The sequence below is a fragment of the Arthrobacter sp. 05T45 genome (assembly GCF_056395875.1).
This window is the reverse complement of record NZ_JBFTKI010000011.1, coordinates 1-25,166: the sequence shown is the minus strand read 5'-3', so window position 1 is coordinate 25,166 and position 25,166 is coordinate 1. Positions and strand designations below refer to the sequence as shown.

The window sequence follows — 25,166 nt, the reverse complement described above, 5'->3', positions numbered from 1 at the left end:
CGCCTGGCTCACACGCCGCCGCGGCGGATCAGCTTGCCGGCCGGGGTCCGGCCGTCGATCAGGGTGCCGCGGAGGTAGGTCTGCCGGACGACGCCGGAAAGCGCCTTGCCGTCATACGGGGTGATGGGGTTCTTGTGCTTGAGCTTGGAGACATCCACAACGAAAACCTCGTCCGGGGCAAATACGGCGAGGTCGGCGTCGTATCCCGGCGCCAGTTGGCCTTTATTGCCCAGGCCGGCGAGTTGGGCCGGCTTTGCCGCCATCCACGAGAGAACCTGCTCGAGCGGGATACCGCGGTGCCGGGCCTCGGTCCAGATCAGCGACAGGCCCAACTGCAGCGAGGAGACGCCGCCCCAGGCCACGGCGAAGTCACCGTTTTCCAAGTCCTTCAGGTCCAGGGTGGACGGGGAGTGGTCCGAGACGATGCAGTCGATGGTGCCGTCCTGCAGGCCGGCCCACAGCAGTTCGCGGTTGGAGGCTTCGCGGATCGGCGGGCAGCACTTGTAGGCTGTGGCGCCGTTCGGGATTTCCTCGGCCGTCAGCGTCAGGTAGTGCGGGCACGTTTCCACGGTGAGGCGAACGCCGTCGCGCTTGGCGGTGGCGATCATGGGGAGCGCGTCGGAGGAGGAAAGGTGCAGGATGTGGGCGCGGGCTCCGGTCCAGCGGGCCCGTTCGATGACCTCGGCGACGGCCTTGTTCTCGGCCCCGCGCGGGCGGGAGGCCAGGAACGTGGAGTAGTGGTCGCCGCCGGGGTGGGGCGCGTGGTCGATCGCGTGGGAGTCCTCGGCGTGGACGATCATGAGCGAGTCGAAGGACTTGAGCTCGGCCATGTCCTGTTCCATTTCGTCCGCTTCCAAGTGCGGGAACTCGTCCACGCCGGAGTGCAGCAGGAAGCATTTGAAGCCGAAAACGCCCTCGTCGTGCAGCGGCCGCAGTTCGTTCTTGTTGCCCGGGACGGCTCCGCCCCAGAAGCCGACGTCCACGAACACCTGGTCCCCGGCCACCTCCCGCTTGAGTTTCAGGGCCTCCACGGTAGTGGTGGGCGGGATGCTGTTCAACGGCATGTCAATGATGGTGGTGACGCCGCCGGCCGCTGCCGCCCGGGTGGCGGACGCGAATCCCTCCCACTCGGTCCGGCCGGGCTCATTGACGTGCACGTGGGTGTCCACGAGGCCCGGCAGGAGGGTCTCGTCGTCGGCGAGTTCAATGACTTCACGGCCGGAGAGGCCGTTGCCCAGCGGCTCGATCGCGACAATCACGCCGCCGCGGATGCCGACTTCCCGGGCGGCGATGCCGGCGGTGGTCAGCACCCGCTGCCCGCGGAAGACGACGTCGTAGGTTTCTTCAGACACTGAGGGTCTCCTTTCCCGGAGCACTGTCCAGGGCGCGGGCGCCCTGCGCGGAGTGCGCCACGTTGGCCAATTGCTCGCCGAGTTGCCGTCCGAGGCGCTCCAGCAGCGCCGCGGCGTCGGCTATACATGTGTCTACATTGCTTTCCAGCTCCGTCAAAGCGTGGACTGCGAGGAACCCGGAACTGCTGATCTGCTCCGGGGTCAGGACGGACCGGCCGCACACCGCGACCACCGGAACCTTGGCGCGGCGCGCCGCCCGGGCAACGCCCACCGGAGTCTTGCCCAGCAGGGTCTGTTCGTCGAGGCTGCCTTCGCCGGTGATCACCAGATCCGCGCCGGCCAGCCGCTCGGCCAGCCCGGTGAATTCGAGGACGACGTCGATGCCGGGCCGGCGGGTCGCGGCCAGTACCGCGATGGCTGCGTAGCCCACGCCGCCGGCAGCCCCGGCACCCGGAGCGTCCGCAGCCTTCCGCGCCCGGGGCCCGATTTCGGCGCAGAGCACGTCCACAAAGCGGGCCAGGGCGGCGTCGAGGGCTGCTACGTCCTCGGGGGTGGCGCCCTTCTGCGGACCGAAGATCGCAGCGGCGCCTTGGGCACCAAGCAACGGGTTGTCGACGTCGCTGGCGAGTACGAAGCGTGCGCCGTCCAGGCGGGAATCGAAGCCGGAGAAGTCGATCCAGTCCAGCCGGGCCAGGGCCGCACCGCCGGGCGGAAGTTCGTTGCCGTCGGCGTCGAGGAGCTTGGCACCGAGTCCCTGCAGGACCCCGGCGCCGCCGTCGGTGTTGGCGCTGCCGCCGACGCCCAGGATGATCTGCTGGCACCCGGCGTCGAGCGCGGCCCGGATCAGTTCGCCGGTTCCCTTGCTGCTGGCGCCATTGGCGGAGGCGGAATCAGGGCGGCCGCCCCTGCCGCCGGGCAGGACGGCGAGGCCGGACGCGGCGGCCATCTCAATGACCGCCTCGCGTCCGCGGACCGCGAACTCCGCCCGGATCGGCGCGCCGGTGGGGCCGCTGACGACGGCGCTGCGGCGGGCGAAGCCGGAGCCGACGGCGGCATCGAGGGTGCCCTCGCCGCCGTCGGCCACGGGAATCCGCAGTACCTCCAGATTGCCACCGCAAGCCCTCTGCAGCCCTGCTTCGAGGTGCCGGGCGACGTCCGGGGCCGAGAGCGATCCCTTGAACTTGTCCGGCGCTATGACGACGCGCATCTCAGGCCTGCAGGGCCAGAATGGCGGTGGGGGCGTCCTCGGCGGTCTCGGCCAGGGCCTCGAACTCGTTGACGGCGTTGATTTCGGTGCCCATGGAGATGTTCGTGATCTTCTCCAGGATGACTTCCACCACCACCGGAACCCTGAACTCGCCCAGGAGCGCCTTGGCCTTGTCGAACGCGGCAGGCAGGTCCTCCGGGTTTTCCACCCGGATCGCCTTGCAGCCCAGGCCCTCGGCCACCTTAATGTGGTCCACGCCGTAGCCGCTTGCGGTTGCAGAGAGATCCGTGGAGTTGATGTTCTCGAACGCCAGGGACACGTTCTGTTCCATGTTGAAGCCGCGCTGGGACTGCCGGATCAGGCCGAGGTAGGAGTTGTTGACCACAACGTGGATGTACGGCAGGTTGAATTGCGCGCCCACGGCCAGTTCCTCGATCATGAACTGGAAGTCGTAGTCGCCGGAGAGGGCAACCACGGTCTGGTCCGGCTTGCCCCGGACCACGCCCAGCGCGGCGGGGGCGGTCCAGCCCAGCGGGCCTGCCTGTCCGGCGTTGATCCATTTGCGCGGGCCGAACACGTGCAGCATCTGGGCGCCGGCGATCTGCGACAGTCCGATGGTGGACACGTACGTGGTGTCCTTGCCGAATGCTTTGTTCATTTCCTCGTACACGCGCTGCGGCTTGATCGGCACGTTGTCGAAGTGGGTCTTGCGGTGCAGTGTGGCTTTGCGCCCGGAACATTCGTCAACCCAGGCGGTGTAGTCCGGCAGGGACCCGGCGTCCCGGCGTTCCCGGGCCAGCTCCAGCAGCCCATCCAGGGCGGCGCCGGCGTCGGAGGCGATGCCGAAGTCCGGGGAGAACACGCGGCCGATCTGGGTCGGCTCGATGTCGATGTGCACGAACGTGCGGCCGGCGGTGTAGGTGTCCAGGCCGCCGGTGTGGCGGTTGGCCCAGCGGTTGCCGATGCCGATCACGGAGTCGCTGCGCAGGAAGTTCTCGTTGCCGTACCGGTGGCTGGTCTGCAGGCCCACCATGCCGGCCATGAGTTCGTGGTCATCCGGGATCGCGCCCCAGCCCATCAGGGTGGGGATCACGGGGACGCCCAGCAGCTCGGCCAGTTCCACGAGCTGGGCCGAGGCTCCGGCATTGATGATGCCGCCGCCGGCCACGATCAGCGGGCGCTCGCCTGCGGTGAGCATGTCGAGTGCCTTTTCCAGTTGCTTCCGGCTGGCCCTGGGCTTCTCCACGGGCAGGGGCTCATAGGTGTCGATATCGAATTCGATCTCGGCCATCTGCACGTCGATCGGCAGGTCCAGCAGGACCGGGCCCGGCCGGCCTGAGCGCATGAGCTGGAAAGCTTTCTGGAAGGCTCCGGGAACCTGGCCGGGTTCAAGGATGGTCATGGCCAACTTGGTGACCGGCTTGGCGATGGACTCGATGTCCACGGCCTGGAAGTCCTCCTTGTGCAGCTTGGCCACGGGTGCCTGGCCGGTGATGCAGAGCATCGGGATGGAATCGGCCCACGCCGCGTACAGGCCGGTGATCATGTCCGTGCCCGCGGGGCCCGAGGTGCCGATGCAGATGCCGATGTTGCCGTCCTTGGCCCGGCTGTAGCCGTCGGCCATGTGGCTGGCGCCTTCAACGTGGCGGGCCAGGGTGTGGCGGATGCCGCCGTGGGCCCTCATGGCCGAATAGAACGGGTTGATCGCCGCGCCTGGCAGGCCGAACGCCTCGGTGGCGCCCTCCTTTTCCAGGATGGCGACGGCTGCGTCTACAGTGCGCATCTTCGTCATGGTGTGCTCCTTGAAGGTCTGTTTTTGGGTGTGCTGAAGGGAAGCCCGGCGAATCGTCGCGGGCACCTCTTGTTGGGGGGAGGGCGGGCCGCCGTCGTAAATCTCGACGCCGGCCGGTGCGTTCGTGTCGAAGTGCCCCTTGACGGGGCGGCAGCGCCGCTTAGTTGCGGCCGCTGAGCTTCAGGACCTGCTTGAAAAGGCCCGAGTGGTCCAGTCCGCCGTCGCCCTGGTTGACGGTGGCGGCGACGAGCTGCGCGACGATGGCGCCGAGGGGGACGGCGACATTGGCCTCGCGGGCCGCGGAGGTGACGATGCCGAGGTCCTTGTGGTGCAGGGCCAGGCGGAAACCGGGGTCGAAGTTGCGGTCCAGCATTTTCTGGCCCTTCTGCTCCAGGACCTTGGAGCCGGCCAGGCCGCCGCCGAGGACCTTGAGGGCGGCGTCCGTGTCCACGCCGTAAGCCTCGAGGAAGGCGATCGCCTCGCCAAGGACTTCAATGTTGACGGCCACGATCAGCTGGTTGGCTGCCTTGACGGTCTGGCCGGCGCCGGAGGGCCCCACGTGGACGATGGTCTTGCCGACGGCGGCCAGGACATCCCGTGCCGCCTCGAAGTCGGCGGCGTCACCGCCCACCATGATGGAGAGCGCGGCGTCGATGGCGCCTTGTTCGCCGCCGGAGACCGGGGCGTCGAGGGGACGGATCCCGGCGGCCCGGGCGTCGTCGGCGAGGCGTTTGGCGACGTCGGGGCGGATGCTGCTGGCATCAACCCACAGGGCGCCCGGCTTGGCGTTGTCGAACACGCCGTCGGGACCGCTGACCACGCCTTCGACGTCGGGGGAGTCCGGCACCATGGTGATGACCACGTCGGCGTCCCTGACGGCCTCCGCGATGCTCGCGGCACCCTTGCCGCCTTCGGAGACGAGCTTGTCGGTCTTGTCCTGGCTGCGGTTGAAGCCCGTGACCGCGTGGCCGGCCTTGACGAGGTTGATGGCCATGGGCAGTCCCATGATACCGAGGCCGATGACTGCGATGTTGCTCATTGTGGTTCTCTTTCTGAAGTCTTTGTGTTCGATGTAGCGCGGGTGTGCTTCTTTGCCACGGCGGGCGGTGGGCCCACGCCCGCCGGGTTCCCTGGCCGAGCTTGCGAGGTTAGGGAGCGGGTGGGGATTACTGCGGGACGCGCTGGCGGATGGCCCAGCTGAATGCGGTCTCCGCGGGTTCCTTGTATTCGAGGCCGATGTAGCCCTCGTAGCCGAGTGCGCGGCTGCGGGCGATCCATTCGCCGAGGGGAAGCTGCCCGGTTCCGGGAGCCCCGCGGCCGGGGTTGTCGGCGATCTGGATGTGGCCGAAGTCCTTGGCGTGCTTTTCGATGACGGCGGCGACGTCGTCACCGTTCACGGCCAGGTGGTAGAAGTCCGCGAGGAGCTTGACGTTCCCGGCGCCGGATTCCTGCTTGACCCGGGCGATCACATCGAGGGCATCCTGCGCCTTGAGCAGGGGGTACCGGGGGGCGCCGCTGACGGGTTCCAGGAGGACCGTACCGCCGATGCGGGCCACGCCGGCAGCCGCCGTCGCGAGATTTTCGGCGCCAATGGCGTCCTGCTGCTCAGCGGATTCGCCGTCAATGCGGTTGCCGTAGAGGGCGTTGAAGGCCTTGCAGCCGAGGCGCTCACCGATGCCGGCGACGACGTCGATGTTGTCCTGGAATTCGGTGGAGCGCGCGGGCCAGGAGACCAGGCCGCGGTCGCCGCCGGGCATGTCGCCCGCGTTGAAGTTCAGGCCCGTCAGCTGAACGCCGGCGTCGGTAATGGCGTTCTCAAACCGGGCAACCTCGACGTCGGTGGGGACGGAGGTCTCGAAGGGCCACCAGAATTCTACGGCGTCAAAACCGGCGGCCTTCGCGGCGGCCGGGCGTTCCCAGGGGGGGAGCTCCGTCAGGAGGATGGAGCAGTTCACGGTGTACGTCATTGTGGGTTCCTTCCGGTGTGGGCGGGAGCTGGATCCCGGGCACCTTTGCCTTGCAGATCCTTGCTTGTTTTCCGCTTTGTGGAATTAAGATTCTGCTTTATGAAAAGTGTAGGGAAGGTTGGGTCGGGGAGTCAAGGGGTGAGCGAATGGGGGTGTGGCTGCGGGGTGAGGCGCGAGGGACCCCGATATTCTTGCCCCGGCACCTCGGAGCGCGGGAGCCTACGGTATTTCAGGTTCCGGCAGTTCAGGGCGCGCGGGCAGCAGATGCGGCGAAATTCCCTACCGCTTCGTTGGGTCCTTGCGGATGCCCAGGCCCACGAGTGCGCCGACCCCGAGGCCGATCAGCAGGCCAGTGAATGGCTTGTCGACGGTGGTGACTCCGATGGCGAAGCCGAGGGCCGCGCCAAGGAGCATTCCGATCCACAGGGATTCGTACTTCACAGCCTCAGGCTAGCAAGCATCGCCCGGGCCGCAAGGGCTCCGGGCTGGGTGACCAGATTTGGTGGCGAGGCGCGGCCAGCGGAACCACGGAGGAGTCCGCCCCGTCAGACGGGGCGGACTCCACTACGTGGATCGGTATTGGTGGATCGGTATTGGTGGATCGGTATTGGTGGATCGGTATTAGGTCAGGCGGATCTGGCGGTTGACGTCCTTGTACAGCAGGTACCGGAAGTTGCCCGGACCTCCGGCGTAGCACGCCTGGGGGCAGAAGGCACGCAGCCACATGAAGTCGCCGGCCTCCACCTCCACCCAGTCGTCATTGAGCCGGTAGACGGCTTTGCCTTCCAGCACGAAGAGGCCGTGCTCCATGACGTGGGTTTCCGCGAAGGGGATGGAGGCGCCGGGCTTGAGGGTGACGATGTTGACGTGCATGTCGTGGGCGAGGTCCTCCGGGTCCACGAAACGCGTGGTGGCCCAGGCCCCGTCGGTGTCCGGCATCGCCCGCGGTGCGACGTCCTGGTCGCGGGTTACAAAGGATTTCGCCGTGTAGCCGTCCAGCGGCTCGTAGGCCTTCCGGATCCACTGGAAACTGGCGATCTCCCCGGACTCGTTCGCCACGGACCATTGGGCCCCCGCGGCGAGGTAGGCGTAGCCGCCCTCGCCCAGCCTGTGGATTTCCCCTTCGAGGGTCAGTGCCAGGGCGCCCTTGGTCAGGAAGATGACGCCTTCGACGCCGGCCTCCGGCTCGGGCTTTTCCGAGCCTCCGCCCGGTCCCACCTCGACGATCAGCTGCGAGAACGTCGTGGCAAAACCGGCGATGGGCCGGGCCAGGATCCAGGAGCGGGTGTTGGTCCAGCCGGGCAGTTTGCTCGTGACGATGTCCCGGAGCACGCCCTTCGGAATGACGGTGTAGGCCTCCTTGACCACGGCCCGGTCCGAGAGGATCTGGGTCTGCGGCGGAAGCCCGCCTTCGGGGTAGAAATAGTTGCTCATGGGTGCGTTCCTTTTGCGGAGGGAGTGGAGGTGTTGGCCAGCCGGGGGTGGGCCAGCGCGGTGAGTTCGGGGAGCCCGACGCCGGTCAGCGCCAGGACTTCTTCGGTGCCGACGGCGCCGCACTGGACGCCGCGCAGCACGAAGGCTGCCAGAGCCCGTGCGGTGGCGGGTTCGTCCAGAACGCCGCCGGCGGTTTGGTCCACGTAATTGCGGAGCCGGGCAGCGGCGGCCGGGAGCCCTTGCCGGTAGAAGGCGTAGGTCGCGGCGAACCGGCTGGGCAGCTGGGCGGGGTGTAGGTCCCAGCCCTGGTAGTAGCCGCGTTCCAGCGAGCGGCGGACCAGCCGGCCGTGGAGCTGCCAGGCCTGCTCCACGTTCCCGCCCACCGGGATGATGTTGGTGGAGCCGTCGGAGAGCCGGATCCCGGTGCCGGCCGCGGCAAGCTGCATGACTTCCTTGGCAAAGTCCGCCACGGGATGTTCCATGGACTGGTATTCGGCGGAGATCTGCAGCGATGCCGAGTAGTCGTAGGTGCCGTAGTGCAGCCCGCTGATCCGGCCGGGCACCGCGTGCGGCAGGCGCGCCACCGGCGAGGTTCCGTCCGGGCCCAGGATGAGCTGCGGCGTTTCCACCTGAACCTCAAAGCGGAGCCGGCCCGCGGGGAGCGAGTGGACTTCCTCGAGCCGGGACACGGCGAAGGCCATGGCCTCCACCTGCGCCACCGTGGTGACCTTGGGCAGGGTGAGGACGAGCCCGTCCGGCAGTTCGCCGGCGGTGGCCAGCTGCGAGACGAAGAGATCCAGGGTCCGCAGACCCCGGGCGCGGGTGCCAGCCTCGAAGCACTTGAAGCGGATCCCGATGAACGGCGGCGCGGTACCGGCGGCGACGGCGGCGGCCACGGCAGATGCCGCGGCGACAGCGGCGGCGTCCTCGGCGTCGTCGCCCCGGTCCCCGAACCCGTCCTCAAAGTCCAGACGGAGGTCCTCGATCGGCTCGCGTGAGAGCTTGGCCCGGACCCGCGGCGCGACGGCGGCGGCCAGTTCGGTTTCCTGGCCCTGCAGCGCGCACAGGCTTTCGACGCCGCCGCGGGCGTCCACCGCGGCGAGGGCCTGGGCGCCCCAGTCCGCGGCGAACTCCGGGCTGAAGCGGTCGGCCGGAACGTAGACGGTGTGCACCGGCTGGCGGGAGCCGTCGTCGCCCGGGTAGCTGCGCTCCAGCAGCCGGTCGGTGTCGGCGAGCTGCGCATCGATCCGGGCGAGGTCGGCCCCGGAGAGGGCCGGCGTCACCGGACCCTGACGCTGCAAATGGCTGCGTGGTTGCGGCCTGGCGCTGGCGGAGGTGGCTGCCATGCCTCAGCCCACCAGCTCGTACGCCGGCGTGGTGAGGAAGTCCGTGTAGTCCTCGGACAGGCAGATGTCGCCGATGAGCTTGCTGGCGGGCAGGTAGTGCTTCACGAAAGCGTCCTCGCCCACCTCGCCCCGGAGCTTCTCGGTTTCCTCGGCCAGGATCCCGGATACCAGCTCGCGGGTGACGGTCCGGCCAGTGTCGGCGAGCACAGAGTGGTTGCGGATCTGCTGCCAGACCTGGGACCGCGAGATTTCCGCCGTCGCCGCGTCCTCCATCAGGTTGTGGATGGCGACCGCGCCGTTGCCCGAAATCCACACCGCTGTGTAGGCGACGGCAACGTAGAGGTTCAGGCGCATGCCTGCCTCGGTGACCGTGCCACGGGCGGAGGCGACGTCCAGGAGCTGGTCCGCGGTGACCGAGACTTCCGGGCGCTGCCTGTCCAGCTGGTTCGGCCGCCCGCCCAGGACGGCGTCGAAGACGTCCCGGCAGACCGGCACCAGGTCCGGGTGGGCCACCCAGGAACCGTCAAAGCCGTCGTTCGCCTCACGGGTCTTGTCCGCGCGCACTTTCTCGAACGCCTGGGCTGTCACCTCGGGTTCGCGGCGGTTGGGAATGACGGCCGCCATGCCGCCCATGGCGAAGGCGCCGCGGTGGTGGCAGGTCTTGACCAGCAGTTCGGTGTAGGCGCGCATAAACGGCGCAGTCATAGCCACGGTGGCGCGGTCCGGCAGCACAAAGCGCGAGCCGGCGTCACGGAAGTACTTGATGATGCTGAACAGGTAGTCCCAGCGGCCGGCGTTCAGGCCGGAGGCGTGGTCGCGGAGTTCGTAGAGGATCTCGTCCATTTCGAATGCTGCGGGGATGGTCTCGATCAGGACGGTCGCGCGGATGGTGCCTTGCGGAATGCCGAGGTAGTCCTGGGCGAAGACGAAAACCTCGTTCCACAGCCGGGCCTCGAGGTGGCTTTCCATCTTGGGCAGGTAGTAATACGGGCCATGGCCATTCTTCAGCAGCTGCCTGGCGGTGTGGAAGAAGTGCAGGCCGAAGTCCACCAGGGCGCCCACGGTGTGTTCGCCGTCGATCAGCAGGTGGCGCTCTGCCATGTGCCAGCCGCGCGGGCGGGCGACAACGACGGCCAGCGGGGCATCGGTCCGGAGCGTATATTCCTTGCCCTCGGGGGACGTGTAGGCCAGGGTTCCCGCCGCGGCGTCGCGGAGGTTCAGGATTGATTCGACCACGTTGGACCAGGTGGGAGTGCTGGCGTCCTCGAGGTCCGCGAGCCAGACCTTGGCCCCGGAGTTCAGGGCATTAATGGCCATCTTGGCCGGTGCGGCCGGACCCGTCATTTCCACCCGGCGGTCCTGCAGGGCTGTCGGGGCCGGGGCCACCGTCCAGTCGCCTTCACGGATATCACGGGTTTCCGGCAGGAAATCGAGCCGGCCGGTGCGGGCCACCTCGTCGCGTTTGACCGCGCGGGCCTTGAGCAAATCCGCGCGGGTGGCGGCGAAACGCTGGTGCAATTGCTCAATGAAGGCCAGCGCCTCGGGTGTGAGGATCTCCTCCGCGCGGTCAACGGGACGGCGGGCTGAAATGGTGAGGGCCATTGTGGTCCTTCCTGGTCGGTGAAGCAGGCGGCGAATCAGGCGTGGGTCAGCGCGGCGGCCGGGACCGTCGCGTGGGCAGCCGCGACAACCGCCGCGGCGACGTCGGCGGCAACGTGGGGGTCGAAGACGCTGGGAATGATGTAGCTGGCATTGAGCTCGTCGTCGGCGACCCGGTTGGCGATCGCCGCGGCGGCGGCCACCAGCATCTCGGGGGTGATGTCCGCCGCCCCCGCGTCCAGCAGCCCGCGGAAGAACCCTGGGAAGGCCAGGACGTTGTTGATCTGGTTGGGGAAGTCGCTGCGGCCGGTCGCCACCACAGCGGCGTGCCGTGATGCGACCACCGGGTCGATTTCCGGCGTGGGGTTGGCCATGGCGAACACAATAGCGTCGTTGGCCATGGATGCCACCTGTTCTTCGCCGATCACGTGCGGCGCGCTGACGCCGATGAAGACGTCGGCTCCCTTGAGCGCTTCGTGCAGCGTGCCCGAGAAGCCCCGTTCATTGGTGTTCTCGGCAATCCACGTGCGGTGCTCGTCGTTGTACTGTTCGCCGAAGTGGATCGCTCCCGAGCGGCCGGCGGCGATGATGTTGCGGGCCCCCTGTGCCTTGAGCAGCGCGATGATGGCGGAGCCGGCGGCGCCGACGCCCGAAACGACAATCCGGACCTCGGAGAGTTTCTTGTCCACGACGCGCAGGGCGTTGGTCAGGGCTGCCAGCGTGACGATTGCGGTTCCGTGCTGGTCGTCGTGGAAGACCGGGATGTCGAGTTCCTCGCGGAGCCGGGTTTCGATCTCGAAGCAGCGCGGAGCGGCGATGTCCTCAAGGTTGACCCCGCCATAGACCGGGGCGAGCGCCTTGACGATCCGGATGATTTCCTCCGTGTCCTGGGTGTCCAGGCAGACCGGCCAGGCGTCGACGTTGGCGAACTGCTTGAAGAGCGCGGCCTTGCCTTCCATGACCGGCAGTGCGGCGGCCGGGCCGATGTTGCCGAGGCCCAGGACGGCGGAGCCGTCGGTCACGACGGCGATGGTGTTGCGTTTGATGGTCAGGTTCCGGGCGGCCTCAGGGTTTTCCGCGATCGCCAGGCAGACGCGGGCGACGCCGGGGGTGTAGGCGCGGGAGAGGTCGTCCCGGTTGCGCAGGGCGACCTTCGGCACAACCTCCAGCTTGCCGCCGAGGTGCATCAGGAAGGTTCGGTCCGAGACGTTCCGGACCGTGACGCCGTCGAGCGCGTTGAGCGCGTCCTTGACGCGTGCGGCGTGGTCGTCGTCCGTGGTGTTGCAGGTGACGTCGACTACCAGGGTCTCGTGGTGGGACTCGGTGACGTCCAGGGCCGTGATCGCGGCGCCGGCCGCACCGACGGCGGCGGCCAGTTCGCTGGTGGCACTGAAGCTGGACGGCGCCTCCACACGCAGGGTGATCGAATTTCCGGGGCTCGGATTCGCCATTGAATTTCCTCCTAGTCGGCCCGCGGACGGGCTCTTGCTGCACTTACTTATTTCGTATGATGGATATTATTATCTACTTTGTGGAATTACAAGCCCCGAGGGTCCGTCGACGGCGGGCCGGCGGTACTGTATCTTGGGTCTACTAAGCACTTTTTTCACGATGTGGATAAAATTTGTCGGAAGCAACCTCTCAGGAGAGCAAAGTTATGGCGGAAAAAGCCCCCGGAGGCGTGCAGTCCGTTGAACGCGTTTTCGAACTTCTGGAACTGATCACTGACGCCGGCGGCGACGTCACACTCAGCGAACTCTCGTCCTCCACCGACCTGCCGCTTCCCACCATCCACCGGCTGCTGCGCACCCTCGTCACCCTGGGCTACATCCGGCAGCTGCCGAACCGGCGCTATGCCCTGGGCCCGCGCCTGATCCGTCTGGGCGAGGCGGCGAACAAGCAGCTCGGCGCGCTTGCCCGGCCGCAGCTCCAGTCCCTCGTGGAACGGCTCGGGGAAACCGCCAACATGGCCGTGCTGGACTCTGACATGGTGATGTACGTGGCCCAGGTCCCGTCCCTGCATTCCATGCGGATGATCACCGAAGTGGGCCGCCGCGGTTACATGCATGCCACCGGCATGGGCAAAGCGATCCTGGCCCAGCTGGACGATGAGATGGTGCGTGGCATCGTGACCCGGAAGGGCATGCCCACCCCCACTCCGAAGAGCATCGGCGACGTCGAGTCCCTGTTCGCCGACTTGAAGCTGATCCGCGGCCGCGGCTATTCGATCGATGAGGAAGAGCAGGAGATCGGCGTCCGCTGCTTCGCGATTGCCATCCCCAATGCTCCGACCCCCGCGGCGATTTCCGTCTCCGGGCCTGTTTCCCGGGTGGACGAGACTTTCGCGGACCGGGCTGTGCCATTGCTGCGCGAGGCAGCCCTGGCGATCTCCCAGGACCTCAACAAGAGCTGACCTCCAGCGGCTGTGCCGCCGTCTGCCAGGCCACGTTGCGGCCCCTTTACCTTCACAGGGAGGGGCCGCAACGCTCATGCCGGTGGTGTCTTAGGGGGGCTAGTGTTCGGATGTCGCGGCGGACTCCACCGGGACTTCCTTGCCGTCGCAGTCGATCAGTTTGCCGTTCTCGTAACGGTCGCCCTCGGCCAGGCATTGAAGGTCTTCCTCGCGGATGACGCGGCCCGTTCCGGCCACGAAGACCGACTGGTTCTCCGAGTTGCCCTTCTTCAGGTGGTTGAAGAGCAGGTTCAGCGCGATGGCCATGACCGCTGCGGAGCTGATGCCGGAATGGAAAATCGTTGCGAACCAGCTGGGGAACTTGTCGTAGAACGTGGGGGCGGCGATCGGGATCATCCCGAAGCCGATGGAGGCGGCGACGATGATCAGGTTCATGTTGTTCCGGTACTCCACCTTGGCCAGCGTGCGGATGCCGCTCGCGGCCACCGTGCCGAAGAGCACAATCCCGGCACCTCCCAAGACCGCCGTCGGGACCGCCGCGACCACCCGGCCGAGCACCGGCAGCAGGCCCAGCAGCACCAGGATGACGCCGCCGGCCGCCACCACATAGCGGCTCTTGATCTTGGTGACGGCGACCAGGCCAACGTTCTGGGCGAACGCGCTTTGCGTGAAGGAGCCGAAGAACGGCGCCACGAGGCTGGAAACCATATCTGCCCGCAGGCCCGCTGCGATCCGCTTCGAATCAACCCGGGTGCCCACGATTTCGCCGACGGCCAGGATGTCGGCCATGGTCTCGGTCAGGATGACCAGGACCACGATCAGCATGGAGATGATGGCGGCAGCCTCGAAGGTGGGTGCGCCGAGGTGGAACGGTGCGGGGAAGGCAACGATCGGGCCGTCGCCGACGTTCGAGAAGTCCGCCATGCCGGTGACGACGGCGACCCCCGTTCCGGCCAGCATGGCCAGCAGGATGGACAGGCGGGAAATAGTGGCGCTGCCGACCTTGCTCAGCAGGAGCACGAGGGCCAGGGTAATAGCCGCCAGCCCGATGTTGGCCACGCTCCCGTAGTCCTCGGCCTTCCTGTTTCCGCCCATGGCCCAGTTGGCCGCCACGGGCATCAGTGTGAGGCCGATGATGGTGATGACTGTGCCGGTGACCACCGGCGGGAAGAACCGGACAATCTTGGAGAACACCGGGGCGATCAGCAGCCCGATGGCTGCAGAGGCAATGACAGCGCCGAAGACGGCAGGGAGGCCGCCTCCGCCGGTGACGATGGCGACCATCGTCGCCACGCTGGCGAACGAGACGCCCTGAACCAGGGGGAGCTGGGAGCCGAAGAACGGCAAGCCCAGGGTCTGGAGCAGCGTGGCCAGGCCGCCCATGAAGAGGGCCGCGGCGATCAGAACCCCGACGTCGGCCGGAGCCAGGCCGGCGGCCTGGCCGACGATCAGGGGGACGGCGATGATGCCGCCGTACATGGTCAGGACGTGCTGGAAGCCGTAGGCGAAACTGCTTCCGATGGAGAGCCGTTGGTCCTCGGGGCGGGGAGTGCCGCCGGAGCCGCCGGTGCGTGGCAGCCGGGCGGTTAATTTCTTGCGTGCGTTCATGGCAGACCTTCTTGGTTCATGGCGGACTTCTTCGTCCGGCTAACAATGTCTGGCTAACGGGTGCTGGAATGCCGGCGCCGGAGCTCCGGGCCGGCCCGCTCGGGAGTCCTAGCAGAAGCCGGCGATCCCGGACCAGGCGATTTCCGCGGGGCTGGCGTCTTCACGCTGGACGGTGGCCTCGATCAGGCCGTAGGGGCGGTCGGCGGCGAAGAAGACCTCGTTGGGGTTGTCGAGGCCAAAGGGCGAGAGGTCAACGAGGAAGTGGTGCTTGTTGGGCATGGAGAACTTGATCTCGTCGATCTCGGTGTGAGCTTCGAGGACCTTGGCGCCCATGTCAAAGAGGGTCTGCTGCAGGGCGTGCGAGTACTTTTCGCTGAAGCCCTCCAGCAGCAGGCTCTTGACGTCCTCGTAGCTCTTGTTGAAGTCGAAGGTGCCGAAGTCGGTGCCGGTCCTGAAGCGCCAGCGGGCCGATACGTCCGTGGCGAGGATGCGGTCGGACGTTTCCGGGAGGGTGGTGTACTTGTCCCGCGGGAAGCCGCTGAATCCAGACTGGGTGGACTTCAGCACGGTGAGATCCTTGAGCCCGGCGATGAGGTGATCGGTACCGCCGTCGCGGACAAGGACAGCGGTGCGGACTTCCTGGCCGCTGCGGACGAAGGAGTGGTCGTGCCCGGCCCCGTGGGCCTGGATCCGGTCCCACCTGAAGGACTCGGCCGCCCAACGGCCGCCGGTGACCCAGTCGAAGTTCGAGGTGAAGTGCTTGCCCAGCCGCAGCAGGAACGCTTCCGGGGAGCCGATGCCGTCCCGGGCGAAGGCATAGATGGTGTTCTTCTGAGTGTCCGTGGCCACCACATGGCTGTTGTCGCCTTCGAGGTGGGCAGCCGCGAAGTCACCCCGCAGCTGGGAGGTGACGTTCAGGTCTTCGATTTCATGGCGATCGGTGTCCCGGGTGATCTTGACGACCCGGACTTCGGCTTTTCCGTACTGGTTGTGGCCCAGGACGATCTTGTTGCTCATGGTCTGATTCCCAACTTCAGGTATGTGGCACCAAAGTCCCACATAGAAATTAAGCGCTTGTTTCCCGCGCGTTTCTTATTCCGTCGGCCCACAAAAAAGAGCCGACATCAGTTGATGCCAGCTCATTACGACCCTGCCTGCTGCTCCCAGGTTACGTGACCTGCGCCACGAATTGGGATTAAGCGTAGCCCGGTCCGGGCGTGGTGTACATCACTTTCCGAAAAAACGGTTTGTGACCGCGGCGGTCAGGGCTCTTGACCGCCGGCTTCCGTCGCCCTAGTCTTTTCCATATAGCAATAAATTATTTCCAAAATGTGGAATTCTGCCGCATAATTCGGTTCGGTGCGAGGAAGCAGCCACACAATGCATGAGGAGGAATCCATGAACTCGCAGGAGAAGGGCAGTGCCGTTGAATTTCCGGCGCCCGGCCAGGAGCTGTACCTGCCGTTCAGCGCCGCGGACTTCGTTGCCACAGACCCGGACTTCTACATTCCGGCCGACTGCGAACGGAGGGACCGCGGCTTTTCCCGATGGCTCCGTGCGCTGCCGCTCTTTGGCCGGTAGGCGTTTTTTTGGGCGGTAGGGCGGTTGGGCGGCGGCAGGGCCTTGGCGTGAAGACCCGGAAATAGAGATTTCACATAACGAAAACAGGCTTCCACCAAATTGGGCGCGCCGCGCGGACATCCCGGTGCTACTGTCGATCTTGCCAACGGCGGGCAGCCCGGGACGCGGGAAGCTATCTACCAGGCGCAACCTTCAAGGCACATGCTGAAGACTGGTCACCGTCGCATACGGCCCTTGCGTACCCGTCACGGTGTACAGGCTTCCGCAGGTAGGGAGTGGCGGCATGACTACAACCGGTACGGCTCAGAAGTTCCTGGCGAGATCCATCGAGTTGGCCAAGGCCAACGTCCTGAACAGCGGCGGCCCGTTCGGCGCAGTGGTGGTCACTGCGGACGGGCTTGCGTTCGAAGGCGTCAACCGCGTCACCGCCACCAACGATCCCACGGCGCACGCCGAGGTGACGGCCATCCGGCGGGCCTGTAGCGAACTGGGCACCTTCGATCTCAGCGGTGCCACGCTCTACTGCAGCTGCGAGCCGTGCCCCATGTGCCTGGCGTCCGCACTGTGGGCGCGGGTGTCACGCGTGGTGTTCGCCGCGGACCGGCACGATGCCGCGTCCGCGGGGTTCGATGACGCCGTCTTCTACGAATACTTCGAAAACGATCAGCGCGACGCGCTCATGCCGGTGGGCAGGCTGCAACTGACAGACCCGCAAGCGCCCGCGGCATTGGATCCCTTCAAGGCCTGGAACTCGCTTGAGTCCCGGACCGACTACTAGCGCCGGGGACTGCGGCCATGTTGGATCTGCTCCCGCACCTGGGCACATGGCGGCCGGCCGCGTCCGGGCAGCTCTGCGCGGTGGCCACCGTCGTGGGCACTGCCGGATCAGTGCCGAGGCCCGTGGGCACCTCCATGCTGGTCTCGGAGACCGGCGAGGTGCTGGGCAGCCTGTCCGGTGGATGCGTTGAAGGGGCCGTTGTGGAAGCGGCCCTGGAGGCAATGCGCGACGGCGGGACGCGCCGGGAGTTCTTCGGCTACAGCGCCGAGGACGCGTTTGCCGCCGGGCTGACCTGCGGCGGCAGGCTGGAAATCCACATCGAACCCCTGGGCGCAGGGCCCGGCCGGCTGCGGCTGGACAGCCTGCAGGCCCTGGCCGGGAGGCATCCGGCCGGGGCCGCGCTGATCCGCAGGATGGACGCCGGCGGACGCGGCGCCGTCGTGGTTCCAGACCCGGCGGCCTTCCAGGTACTGCAGTCGGCCGAACTCGCCGCGATGCTCGGTGCGGGCGGTTCCGGTGGTGCCGGGCTCGCGATGCGGGCGGCAGCAGCCCAGTTGGAACCGCTGCTGCGGGGAGGCCGTACAGGGCTGGTCCGGATCGCGTCCGCGGGGGAGCGCCAGCAGGAACCCGTGAGCCTGCTGGTGGAGAGCCGGCTACCGGCACCGCGCCTGCTGATCTTCGGCGCCAATGACTTCGGTGCGGCACTCGTGCCGGCCGCGAAACTCCTGGGCTTCCATGTCACGGTGTGCGATGCGCGCCCGGCGTTCGCACAGCAGGACAGGTTCGGCGCCGCGGACGAGGTGGCCACGGCCTGGCCGCACCGGTACTTGGCGGACCAAGTGCTGGCCGGCCGCACCGACGCCCGGACGGCCATCTGCGTGCTCACACACGATCCGAAATTCGATGTTCCGCTCCTGCAGGCCGCGCTCGGCCTGGACGTGGACTATGTCGGCGCCATGGGGTCCAGACGAAGCCACCGCGGGCGGATCGATGCTCTGCGGCAGGCCGGCGTGGCCGACGGCGACCTGGCCCGGCTGCACTCACCCATCGGCCTGGACCTCGGGGCCGTCACGCCGGAAGAGGTCGCGGTCTCCATCACGGCAGAACTCGTGGCCAACCGGAGCAAGGCCGCCGGGCTGGCCCAGGGCAGCGTGTCCCTGAAGGATGCCAGCGGCCCCATTCACCACTACTCCCGAAATCATCAGGACAGCAGTCATCACGGCCGCAACCATCACGACAGCAGCGCCGGCATGCCGGAACCTGAGGAGGCCCAGTGGACATGAACACCATCGAGGCCGTGGTCCGCACCGCGGATCCGGCGCAGTGGCGCGAAGGGGACGCCTGGCTCGCGGGGGGTACCGTGCTTTTCTCCTCTGGGAGCCCCGCCGCCGGACAGGAACCGCTCCGGCGCCTCCTGGACCTCGGCTCCACGGACTGGACACCCATAGCGGTGTCGGCGGCCGGCATCGAGCTGGCGGCGACCTGCACCATCGCGCAACTGTATGCATTCCCGGATGCGGATGCGGATGCGGATGCGGATGCCGGCTCGGCCGCCGGCCGGGGGCTGGCCGGGAACTGGCCCGGCGTGGAACTCGTCCGCCCCTGCTGCGAGTCTTTTGTGGCCTCCTTCAAGGTCTGGTACATGTCCACGGTGGGCGGCAACCTGTGCACTTCCCTGCCGGCCGGGCCCATGATCTCGCTTTGCGCGGCGCTCGACGCCACGGCCACCATTCTGGGCCCCGGCGGCGCCCGCCGCACGCTCCCGGTGCTGGACTTCGTTACGGGCGACGGGACGAACTGCCTCGCTCCCGGCGAGCTCCTGCGCAGCGTGAGCCTGCCGGCGGCGGCACTGTCCTCCCGGGTGGCCTTCCGCCGGCTGTCGCTGAGCAACCTGGGCAGGTCAGCGGTGCTGCTGATTGGAAGGCTCGACGCCGGCGGCACCCTGGTCCTGACCGTCACCGCAGCCACCAAGCGCCCCGTGCAGCTGCGCCTGGAGTCCTCCGCGGCGGCGCTCGCCGGCGCCCTCACTGATGCTCTCTCCGAGGCCTTGGATGCCGCCATCCCCGATGAGCTGTACCACGACGACGTCCACGGCCTGCCCGCCTGGCGCAAGGACATGACGTACCGGCTGGCCCATGAAATCCAGGCCGAACTCACCGCCCCGGCAGGCCGCGACCCGTTACGCATATCCGGTGACTTCTGGCCGCCGCGGGGCGGGACCCTGAACGGTGGACCCCGGACGGAAGGTGCCTGAGCATGAGAATCGAGATCAACGGTGTCCCGGCGCAGGCCGAACCCCGTCCCGGCCAGTGCCTGCGGACGTTCCTTCGCGAACGGGGGAACCTGGGCGTCAAGAAGGGCTGCGACGCCGGCGACTGCGGCGCCTGCACGGTGCACGTGGACGGGGTCCCGGTGCACAGCTGCATTTATCCCGCGGTCCGCGCGGAAGGCCGGGCGGTCACCACGGTGGAAGGACTGGCCGCCGCCAGCGCCTCCGGCGGACCCGGTGACCCCAACAGCACCGCGCTTCATCCGATGCAGCAGCAGTTCCTGGACCGGCAGGGCTTCCAATGCGGCTTTTGCACGGCCGGCATGGTGATGACGGCAGCGACGTTCGATGAGGAGCAGAGGGCGGACCTGCCGCGGAACCTGAAGGGCAACCTGTGCCGGTGCACCGGGTACACGGCCATCGAGGACGCCGTCTGCGGGAGGGGGAGCCGCCCGGTCACCCCTTCTGAGGGGCCCGGCCGGCCGGAGCCGCGCCCCGGACAACTGGGCGACGACGCTCCCGCCCCCGCCGGCCTCGCCATCGTCACGGGGCAGGCCCGCTACACCCTGGACGTCCCGGCCGATGAACTGCCCGGGCTGCTGCACGCGAAACTGCTGCGCTCCCCGCATGCCCACGCCCGGATCCGCTCCATCGACGCAGCAGCCGCGCTGGCGATTCCTGGCGTCGCGGCCGTCTTCACCCACGAGGACTCCCCGGCGCAGCTGTTTTCGACCGCGCAGCACGAGCTCTACACCGACGACCCGGACGACACCCGCGTGTTTGACGACGTCGTGCGGTTCACCGGCCAGCGCGTCGCCGCCGTCGTCGCCGGGACGGTGGCGGCGGCGGAGGCTGGCGTGCGGGCCCTGAAGGTCGTCTACGAGGTGCTGGACGCGGTCTTTACCCCGGAGCACGCCATGCTCGCCGGCGCCCCCGCCCTCCACGGGGACAAGGACGCAACCACGGCCCGCATCAGCCGGCCGGAGCGGAACGTCGTCGCGGAACTGCATTCCGAGCTCGGCGACATGGCGGCCGGGTTCGCCGCGGCGGACTTCATCCACGAACACACGTACCGGACTCAACGGGTGCAGCACATGGCGCTCGAAACCCATGCCTCCATCGCCTCGATCGGCGGTGACGGGCGGCTGCTGATCCGCACCTCCAGCCAGGTCCCGTTCCTGGTGCGGCGCACCCTGGGCCGGGTGTTCGGCCTGCCGGAAGAGCAGATCCGGGTGGTGGCCGGACGGGTGGGCGGCGGTTTCGGCGGCAAACAAGAGGTGCTCACCGAGGACGTCGTGGCGCTGGCCGCCCTGAAGCTCAACCGCCCCGTGCAGCTTGAATTCACCCGGACCGAACAGTTCACCGCCGCCACCACCGAGCATCCCTTCACCATCCATCTCAAGGCCGGCGCCAGCCGCGACGGGCGGCTGACCGCACTGAAGCTGGAGGTGCTCACCAACACGGGCGCCTATGGCAACCACGCGACCGGGGTCATGTTCCACGGCTGCGGTGAGTCGTTGGCGGTGTACAAATGCGCCAACAAGAAAGTGGACGCCCACGCCGTGTACACCAACACGGTGCCGTCCGGTGCCTTCCGAGGCTACGGGCTCAGCCAGATGATCTTCGCGATCGAATCCGGCATCGACGAGCTCGCGGCAGGGATCGGCATGGACCCCCTGGAGTTCCGCCGCCGGAACATGGTCCGGGAAGGCGACGACATGCTGTCCATCCGCGACGAGCCCCAGGAGGACGTCCGCTACGGCAGCTACGGCCTGGACCAGTGCACGAAGCTGGTCGAGGACGCGCTGGCCCGTGGGCGGGAACGCTGCCGCGCGGCTGGCCTCGACAGCCTGGGCCCGGATTGGGTGGTCGGGGAGGGGACTGCCCTGTCCATGATCGACACCGTCCCGCCACGCGGCCACTTCGCCCACTCCAGGCTCCGGCTCCTGCCCGACGGGACGTACGCCGCCGACGTCGGGACGGCAGAATTCGGCAACGGCACCACCACCGTCCACGCGCAGCTCGCGGCCACCGCGCTGTCCACCTCCGCCGCCCGCATCACCCTCCGGCAGTCCGACACCGACCTGGTGGACCACGATTCCGGCGCGTTCGGATCTGCCGGCACCGTGGTGGCCGGCAAGGCGACGCTGGCCGCCGCTGAGGACCTTGCCCTCCGCATCCGCGCCTTCGCCGCCGGCCTCCGCCGCGTGCCGCGCTCCGGCTGCGTCCTGGACGGGGACGCTGTGGTCTGCGAGGGAACCCGGGTGCCCCTGACGGACATTTACGACGCCGCGGAGCAGGCCGGCGTCGAGCTCGCCGCCGAGGGGCGTTGGGGCGGGACGCCGCGCTCGGTGGCGTTCAATGTCCAGGGCTTCCGGGTGGCGGTGAATACCGGGACGGGGGAGCTGCGGATCCTGCAGAGCGTGCAGGCGGCCGATGCCGGCGTGGTGGTCAACCCGCGCCAGTGCCGCGGCCAGATCGAAGGCGGGATCGCGCAGGCCCTCGGCTCTGCGCTCTACGAGGAGGTCACAGTGGACGACGCCGGCCGCGTCACCACCGACGTCCTGCGGCAGTACCACGTCCCCTCCTTCGCCGACGTGCCGCGCAGCGAGGTGTACTTCGCCGACACCAGCGACAAGCTGGGCCCGCTGGGCGCGAAGTCGATGAGCGAGAGCCCGTTCAATCCGGTGGCGCCGGCGCTCGCGAACGCCATCCGGAACGCCACCGGCGTGAGGTTTTCCCAGCTGCCCACCTCCCGGGACAAGATCTACCTGGGCCTGAAGGAGGCAGGGCTGGTTCCTCCGCTTTGAGGCCGCTGACGGCCTATAGTCGGACGATGGAACAACGAATCTTGGGCAAAACCGGACGAAACGTCTCCACGGTCGGGTTGGGGACCTGGCAGCTTGGCGCGGACTGGGGCAACGTGGACCCCGCGCAGGCGCAGGCCATCCTGGCGGCCTCCGTCGAAGCGGGCGTCACGTTCTTCGACACCGCGGACGTCTATGGCGACGGCCGCAGTGAGCAGGCCATCGGCGCGTTCCTGGCAGACAACCCCGGCCTGGACATCACGGTGGCCACCAAGATGGGCCGGCGGGTGGAGCAGCGGCCGGAGAGCTACAACCTCGCCAACTTCCGCGAATGGACGGACCGGTCGCGGCGCAACCTGGGCGTCGAGCAGCTGGATCTGGTCCAGCTGCACTGCCCGCCCACCGCGGTGTACAGCAACAACGAGGTCTACGATGCTCTGGACATGCTCGTGGCCGAGGGGGCCATCCGCAACTACGGCGTCAGCGTGGAGCGGACCGAGGAAGCCCTCGAAGCAATGCGCCACGACGGCACCGCCACCGTGCAGATCATCCTCAACGCCTTCCGGCTCAAGCCGCTGGATGAAGTGTTGCCCGCCGCCGAGGCCGCCGGGGTGGGCATCATCGCCCGCGTCCCACTCGCCTCCGGGCTGCTCTCCGGCAAATACACCGCGGAGACGTCGTTCGCGGAGGACGACCACCGCAACTACAACCGCACCGGCTCAGCGTTCGACGTCGGAGAAACCTTCTCCGGCGTGGACTTCGGCCAGGGCCTCAAAGCGGTGGCCGAGTTCGAGGAACTGGTGCCCGACGGCGTCAGCACCGCCCAGGCGGCCATCGCCTGGATCGCGGCGCAGGACGGCGTCAGCACGGTGATCCCGGGCGCGCGGAACGTGGACCAGGCGCGCTCCAATGCCGCCGCGGCGGGTGTCAGCGGCATTGACGCAACGTTCGACGTCGGCGTCCGCGAAATCTATGACCGCTACTTCCGTGAAACCATCCACCCCCGCTGGTAGGGCGCTTGATTCTGCCGGGTGTCCCCAAGGGCCGACGAATGACTGTTTCCTCCATCGACGGCTTTGTTGGCCGGCTCGCGGCCGTCGAAACGGGGCCGGGGTGCAACAACTTCTTTGATCACACCGTGGCTGGAAATGCGCAGCGCCGGCGGAACCTGGAGCTCTATCTGCGGGAGATGCAGGACCGCGCCCCAAAGGTCCTGCTGCTGGGCGAAGCCCCCGGGTACAGGGGCATGAGGATCACCGGGATTCCCTTCACGAACCGGTCCATGTTCGAAGGCCCTGCCAACGGGTTTGGGCTGTTTGGGCCCGGGAAGGGGTACGTGCTTCCGGCAGACGCCGAAGGCATAGCCGCCGAGCCGACGGCCACGGTGATGTGGCAGGTCCTGGCCGAGCTGGAGTTCCTGCCCCTGCTGTGGAGCGCCTGCCCGTGGCACACCCACGTGCCCGGGCGGCCGCTGTCCAACCGCACGCCGAGGGCGTCCGAGGCTGACCTTGGAACTCCGTTCTGGCAGGCGCTGATCGAGGCGTTTTCCATCGAAACTGTGGTGGCCGTGGGCAATGTGGCGCACCGCAGCCTGCAGCGCAGCGGCCTGGACGCGCCGAAAATCAGGCACCCGGCCCACGGCGGCCGGTCCGGTTTCAAGCGTGGCCTGCAGGAGTTTTTGGCTCACTCGCGCTAAAACCAGTGCGGGGTCAGATACGGCCCATCGATGGGGTCTTAATGGGCCGTATCTGACCCCGCGTTGTCTTTAGTCGAGGAGGTGCAGCTGTTCGGGGGAGTCGAGGTCCTCGCCGCCGGAGAGGTCGCTGCAGTCCACCAGATCAATCAGGTCCGGGTGCGCCCGCAGGAAGACGCGCGCTCCGGCGTCGCCCGTTGCTGTTTGCGCGGCTTCCGCGCGAAGTCCGGCATCGAGCAGCAGCGGGTGTCCGCGCTGCAGCGTCCCCTCCGCGTCGCGGTAGCCGGCCGCCGTCACCCGGCCGGGCCGGTGGGCTGCCAGCAGCCGGGCCACGTTCTCCGCGCTCAGCCCGGGCTGGTCCACCAACGCGATGAGCACGTGGTCCTCCAGGGCCGCCGCGGCAACACCGGCCCGGAACGAACTGCCCATCCCGGTGCCCCAATCCGGGTTCTCGATGACCCGGTGCCGGCTGAGGTCGGTGGCGGCGCGGACCTTTGCCGCGTCCGCGCCGAGCACCGTCACCACTTCCCGGCAGCCGCCCGCGAGCAGCACGTCGGCGACCACTTCGACCAGCGTGCGGCCATGGAAGGGGAGCAACGCCTTGGGCCCGAGCCCCAGCCGGGTCCCGGCTCCGGCGGCCAGCAGCACCGCCGTCGTGCCGCCGGATCCGGTGCCGTGCGCTCTGCTGTCGCTCATCTGCCCACCATAACTCGCTTCTCAGGCGTCGCCACCCGCTCCTCCGGTGGTCCCGGCGGTGACGTCCAGGAGCTTGTAGCGGTCGATCGCGTAGGCGGGCACCCCGCTGTCGACCTCTCCGCGCGAGGCCAGCAGCTGGAGGGTCTTCACTACAATCGAGTGGATGTCGTTCTTGAAGAAGCGGCGGGCCGCGGCGCGGGTGTCGGAGAAGCCGAAACCGTCCGCGCCGAGCGAGGCGAACTGGTGCGGCAGGAACTGCCGGATCTGGTCCGGCACGGCCTTCATGTAGTCAGTGACCGCCACGATGGGGCCGGTGGCGCCGGCGAGCTGCTGGGCCACGAACGGGACGCGGGCGGGCTGGCCGGGGTTGAGGAAGGAGTCTTCCTCGGCGGCCATGGCGTCGCGGCGCAGTTCGGTCCAGGAGGTCACGGACCAGACATCGGCGGAGACGCCCCAGTCCTCGGCGAGGACCCGTTGGGCTTCGAGGGCCCAGGGAACCGACACACCCGAGGCAAGGATCTGCGTGCGCGGGCCGTCAATCTTGGCCGGCGCCAGCAGGTAGATGCCCTTGATGATGCCCTCGACATCGAGTTCCGCCGGTGCGGGCGGCTGCACGATCGGCTC

General features: G+C 68.0%; 22 protein-coding genes. 8 read left to right on the top strand and 14 right to left on the bottom strand.

Going from position 1 to position 25,166, the window contains the following annotated elements; genetic code table 11:
- Positions 1 to 8 precede the first annotated feature (8 nt).
- The 10 genes from allB to AC1DGD_RS12280 form a co-directional block, all read right to left on the bottom strand.
- On the bottom strand, positions 9 to 1,352 hold the full coding sequence (allB, locus tag AC1DGD_RS12325; protein ID WP_476856969.1) for an allantoinase AllB: 1,344 nt from the start codon (positions 1,350 to 1,352) through the stop codon (positions 9 to 11).
- The gene (locus tag AC1DGD_RS12320; protein ID WP_476856968.1) at positions 1,345 to 2,559 is read right to left on the bottom strand and encodes a glycerate kinase; all 1,215 of its coding nucleotides are present in this window, start codon (positions 2,557 to 2,559) and stop codon (positions 1,345 to 1,347) included. The genes allB and AC1DGD_RS12320 overlap by 8 nt, the downstream gene beginning before the upstream one ends.
- A 1-nt stretch (position 2,560) precedes the next feature.
- Entirely contained in the window at positions 2,561 to 4,351 is a 1,791-nt protein-coding gene (gcl, locus tag AC1DGD_RS12315; RefSeq protein ID WP_476856967.1) for a glyoxylate carboligase, read from the bottom strand.
- Positions 4,352 to 4,511: 160 nt separating this feature from the next.
- Positions 4,512 to 5,423 carry a 2-hydroxy-3-oxopropionate reductase gene (locus tag AC1DGD_RS12310; protein WP_290370298.1) on the bottom strand — a complete coding sequence of 304 codons (912 nt, stop codon included), beginning with the start codon at positions 5,421 to 5,423 and terminating at the stop codon, positions 4,512 to 4,514.
- A 94-nt stretch (positions 5,424 to 5,517) separates the two neighbouring features.
- A complete protein-coding gene (locus AC1DGD_RS12305) occupies positions 5,518 to 6,318 on the bottom strand; it encodes a hydroxypyruvate isomerase family protein (RefSeq protein WP_476856966.1) in 801 nt (266 codons plus the stop codon).
- Positions 6,319 to 6,597: 279 nt separating this feature from the next.
- Positions 6,598 to 6,759 (bottom strand): glycine zipper domain-containing protein, encoded by a 162-nt coding sequence (locus AC1DGD_RS12300; RefSeq protein WP_162159054.1) that lies wholly within the window; start codon positions 6,757 to 6,759, stop codon positions 6,598 to 6,600.
- A gap of 180 nt (positions 6,760 to 6,939) precedes the next feature.
- Positions 6,940 to 7,752 (bottom strand): bifunctional allantoicase/(S)-ureidoglycine aminohydrolase, encoded by an 813-nt coding sequence (locus AC1DGD_RS12295; protein WP_028275486.1) that lies wholly within the window; start codon positions 7,750 to 7,752, stop codon positions 6,940 to 6,942.
- Positions 7,749 to 9,035 carry a DUF6986 family protein gene (locus tag AC1DGD_RS12290; protein WP_476857033.1) on the bottom strand — a complete coding sequence of 429 codons (1,287 nt, stop codon included), beginning with the start codon at positions 9,033 to 9,035 and terminating at the stop codon, positions 7,749 to 7,751. The genes AC1DGD_RS12295 and AC1DGD_RS12290 overlap by 4 nt, the downstream gene beginning before the upstream one ends.
- Positions 9,036 to 9,101: 66 nt before the next feature.
- Positions 9,102 to 10,700 (bottom strand): malate synthase A, encoded by a 1,599-nt coding sequence (gene aceB / locus AC1DGD_RS12285; protein ID WP_476856965.1) that lies wholly within the window; start codon positions 10,698 to 10,700, stop codon positions 9,102 to 9,104.
- Between the two features lie 35 nt (positions 10,701 to 10,735).
- Entirely contained in the window at positions 10,736 to 12,148 is a 1,413-nt protein-coding gene (locus AC1DGD_RS12280; protein ID WP_476856964.1) for an NAD-dependent malic enzyme, read from the bottom strand.
- Positions 12,149 to 12,354: 206 nt separating this feature from the next.
- On the opposite strand from AC1DGD_RS12280, the gene AC1DGD_RS12275 reads away from it, so the two are divergent.
- Positions 12,355 to 13,110: an IclR family transcriptional regulator gene (locus tag AC1DGD_RS12275; RefSeq protein WP_476856963.1), complete on the top strand. Its 756-nt coding sequence runs from the start codon at positions 12,355 to 12,357 to the stop codon at positions 13,108 to 13,110.
- A gap of 99 nt (positions 13,111 to 13,209) precedes the next feature.
- Here the strand turns inward: AC1DGD_RS12275 and AC1DGD_RS12270 are convergent, their stop codons facing one another.
- On the bottom strand, positions 13,210 to 14,718 hold the full coding sequence (locus AC1DGD_RS12270; RefSeq protein ID WP_476856962.1) for a nucleobase:cation symporter-2 family protein: 1,509 nt from the start codon (positions 14,716 to 14,718) through the stop codon (positions 13,210 to 13,212).
- Positions 14,719 to 14,826: 108 nt separating this feature from the next.
- Complete coding sequence (gene pucL / locus AC1DGD_RS12265) at positions 14,827 to 15,735, bottom strand: factor-independent urate hydroxylase (protein ID WP_476856961.1); 909 nt, start codon at positions 15,733 to 15,735, stop codon at positions 14,827 to 14,829.
- A 381-nt stretch (positions 15,736 to 16,116) separates the two neighbouring features.
- Here pucL and AC1DGD_RS12260 point away from each other — a divergent pair, with 381 nt between their 5' ends.
- From AC1DGD_RS12260 to AC1DGD_RS12230, 7 genes are all read left to right on the top strand, one after another.
- Complete coding sequence (locus tag AC1DGD_RS12260; RefSeq protein WP_476856960.1) at positions 16,117 to 16,299, top strand: hypothetical protein; 183 nt, start codon at positions 16,117 to 16,119, stop codon at positions 16,297 to 16,299.
- 283 nt (positions 16,300 to 16,582) lie between these two features.
- On the top strand, positions 16,583 to 17,077 hold the full coding sequence (locus AC1DGD_RS12255) for a nucleoside deaminase (protein WP_476856959.1): 495 nt from the start codon (positions 16,583 to 16,585) through the stop codon (positions 17,075 to 17,077).
- 17 nt (positions 17,078 to 17,094) lie between these two features.
- Positions 17,095 to 18,360, top strand: coding sequence for an XdhC family protein (locus AC1DGD_RS12250; protein ID WP_476856958.1), 1,266 nt, complete (start codon positions 17,095 to 17,097; stop codon positions 18,358 to 18,360).
- Complete coding sequence (locus tag AC1DGD_RS12245; protein ID WP_476856957.1) at positions 18,351 to 19,331, top strand: FAD binding domain-containing protein; 981 nt, start codon at positions 18,351 to 18,353, stop codon at positions 19,329 to 19,331. The genes AC1DGD_RS12250 and AC1DGD_RS12245 overlap by 10 nt, the downstream gene beginning before the upstream one ends.
- Before the next feature lie 2 nt (positions 19,332 to 19,333).
- Complete coding sequence (locus AC1DGD_RS12240) at positions 19,334 to 22,156, top strand: molybdopterin-dependent oxidoreductase (RefSeq protein WP_476856956.1); 2,823 nt, start codon at positions 19,334 to 19,336, stop codon at positions 22,154 to 22,156.
- A gap of 26 nt (positions 22,157 to 22,182) precedes the next feature.
- Positions 22,183 to 23,166, top strand: coding sequence for an aldo/keto reductase (locus tag AC1DGD_RS12235; RefSeq protein WP_476856955.1), 984 nt, complete (start codon positions 22,183 to 22,185; stop codon positions 23,164 to 23,166).
- A 38-nt stretch (positions 23,167 to 23,204) separates the two neighbouring features.
- Complete coding sequence (locus tag AC1DGD_RS12230) at positions 23,205 to 23,849, top strand: uracil-DNA glycosylase (RefSeq protein ID WP_476856954.1); 645 nt, start codon at positions 23,205 to 23,207, stop codon at positions 23,847 to 23,849.
- A 69-nt stretch (positions 23,850 to 23,918) separates the two neighbouring features.
- Here the strand turns inward: AC1DGD_RS12230 and nboR are convergent, their stop codons facing one another.
- Together nboR and AC1DGD_RS12220 are read right to left on the bottom strand one after the other, a co-directional pair.
- Entirely contained in the window at positions 23,919 to 24,542 is a 624-nt protein-coding gene (gene nboR / locus AC1DGD_RS12225) for a nicotine blue oxidoreductase (RefSeq protein ID WP_476856953.1), read from the bottom strand.
- A 21-nt stretch (positions 24,543 to 24,563) separates the two neighbouring features.
- Positions 24,564 to 25,166, bottom strand: a 603-nt coding sequence (locus AC1DGD_RS12220; RefSeq protein WP_476856952.1) for a transketolase-like TK C-terminal-containing protein, incomplete at its 5' end; no start/stop codon positions are given.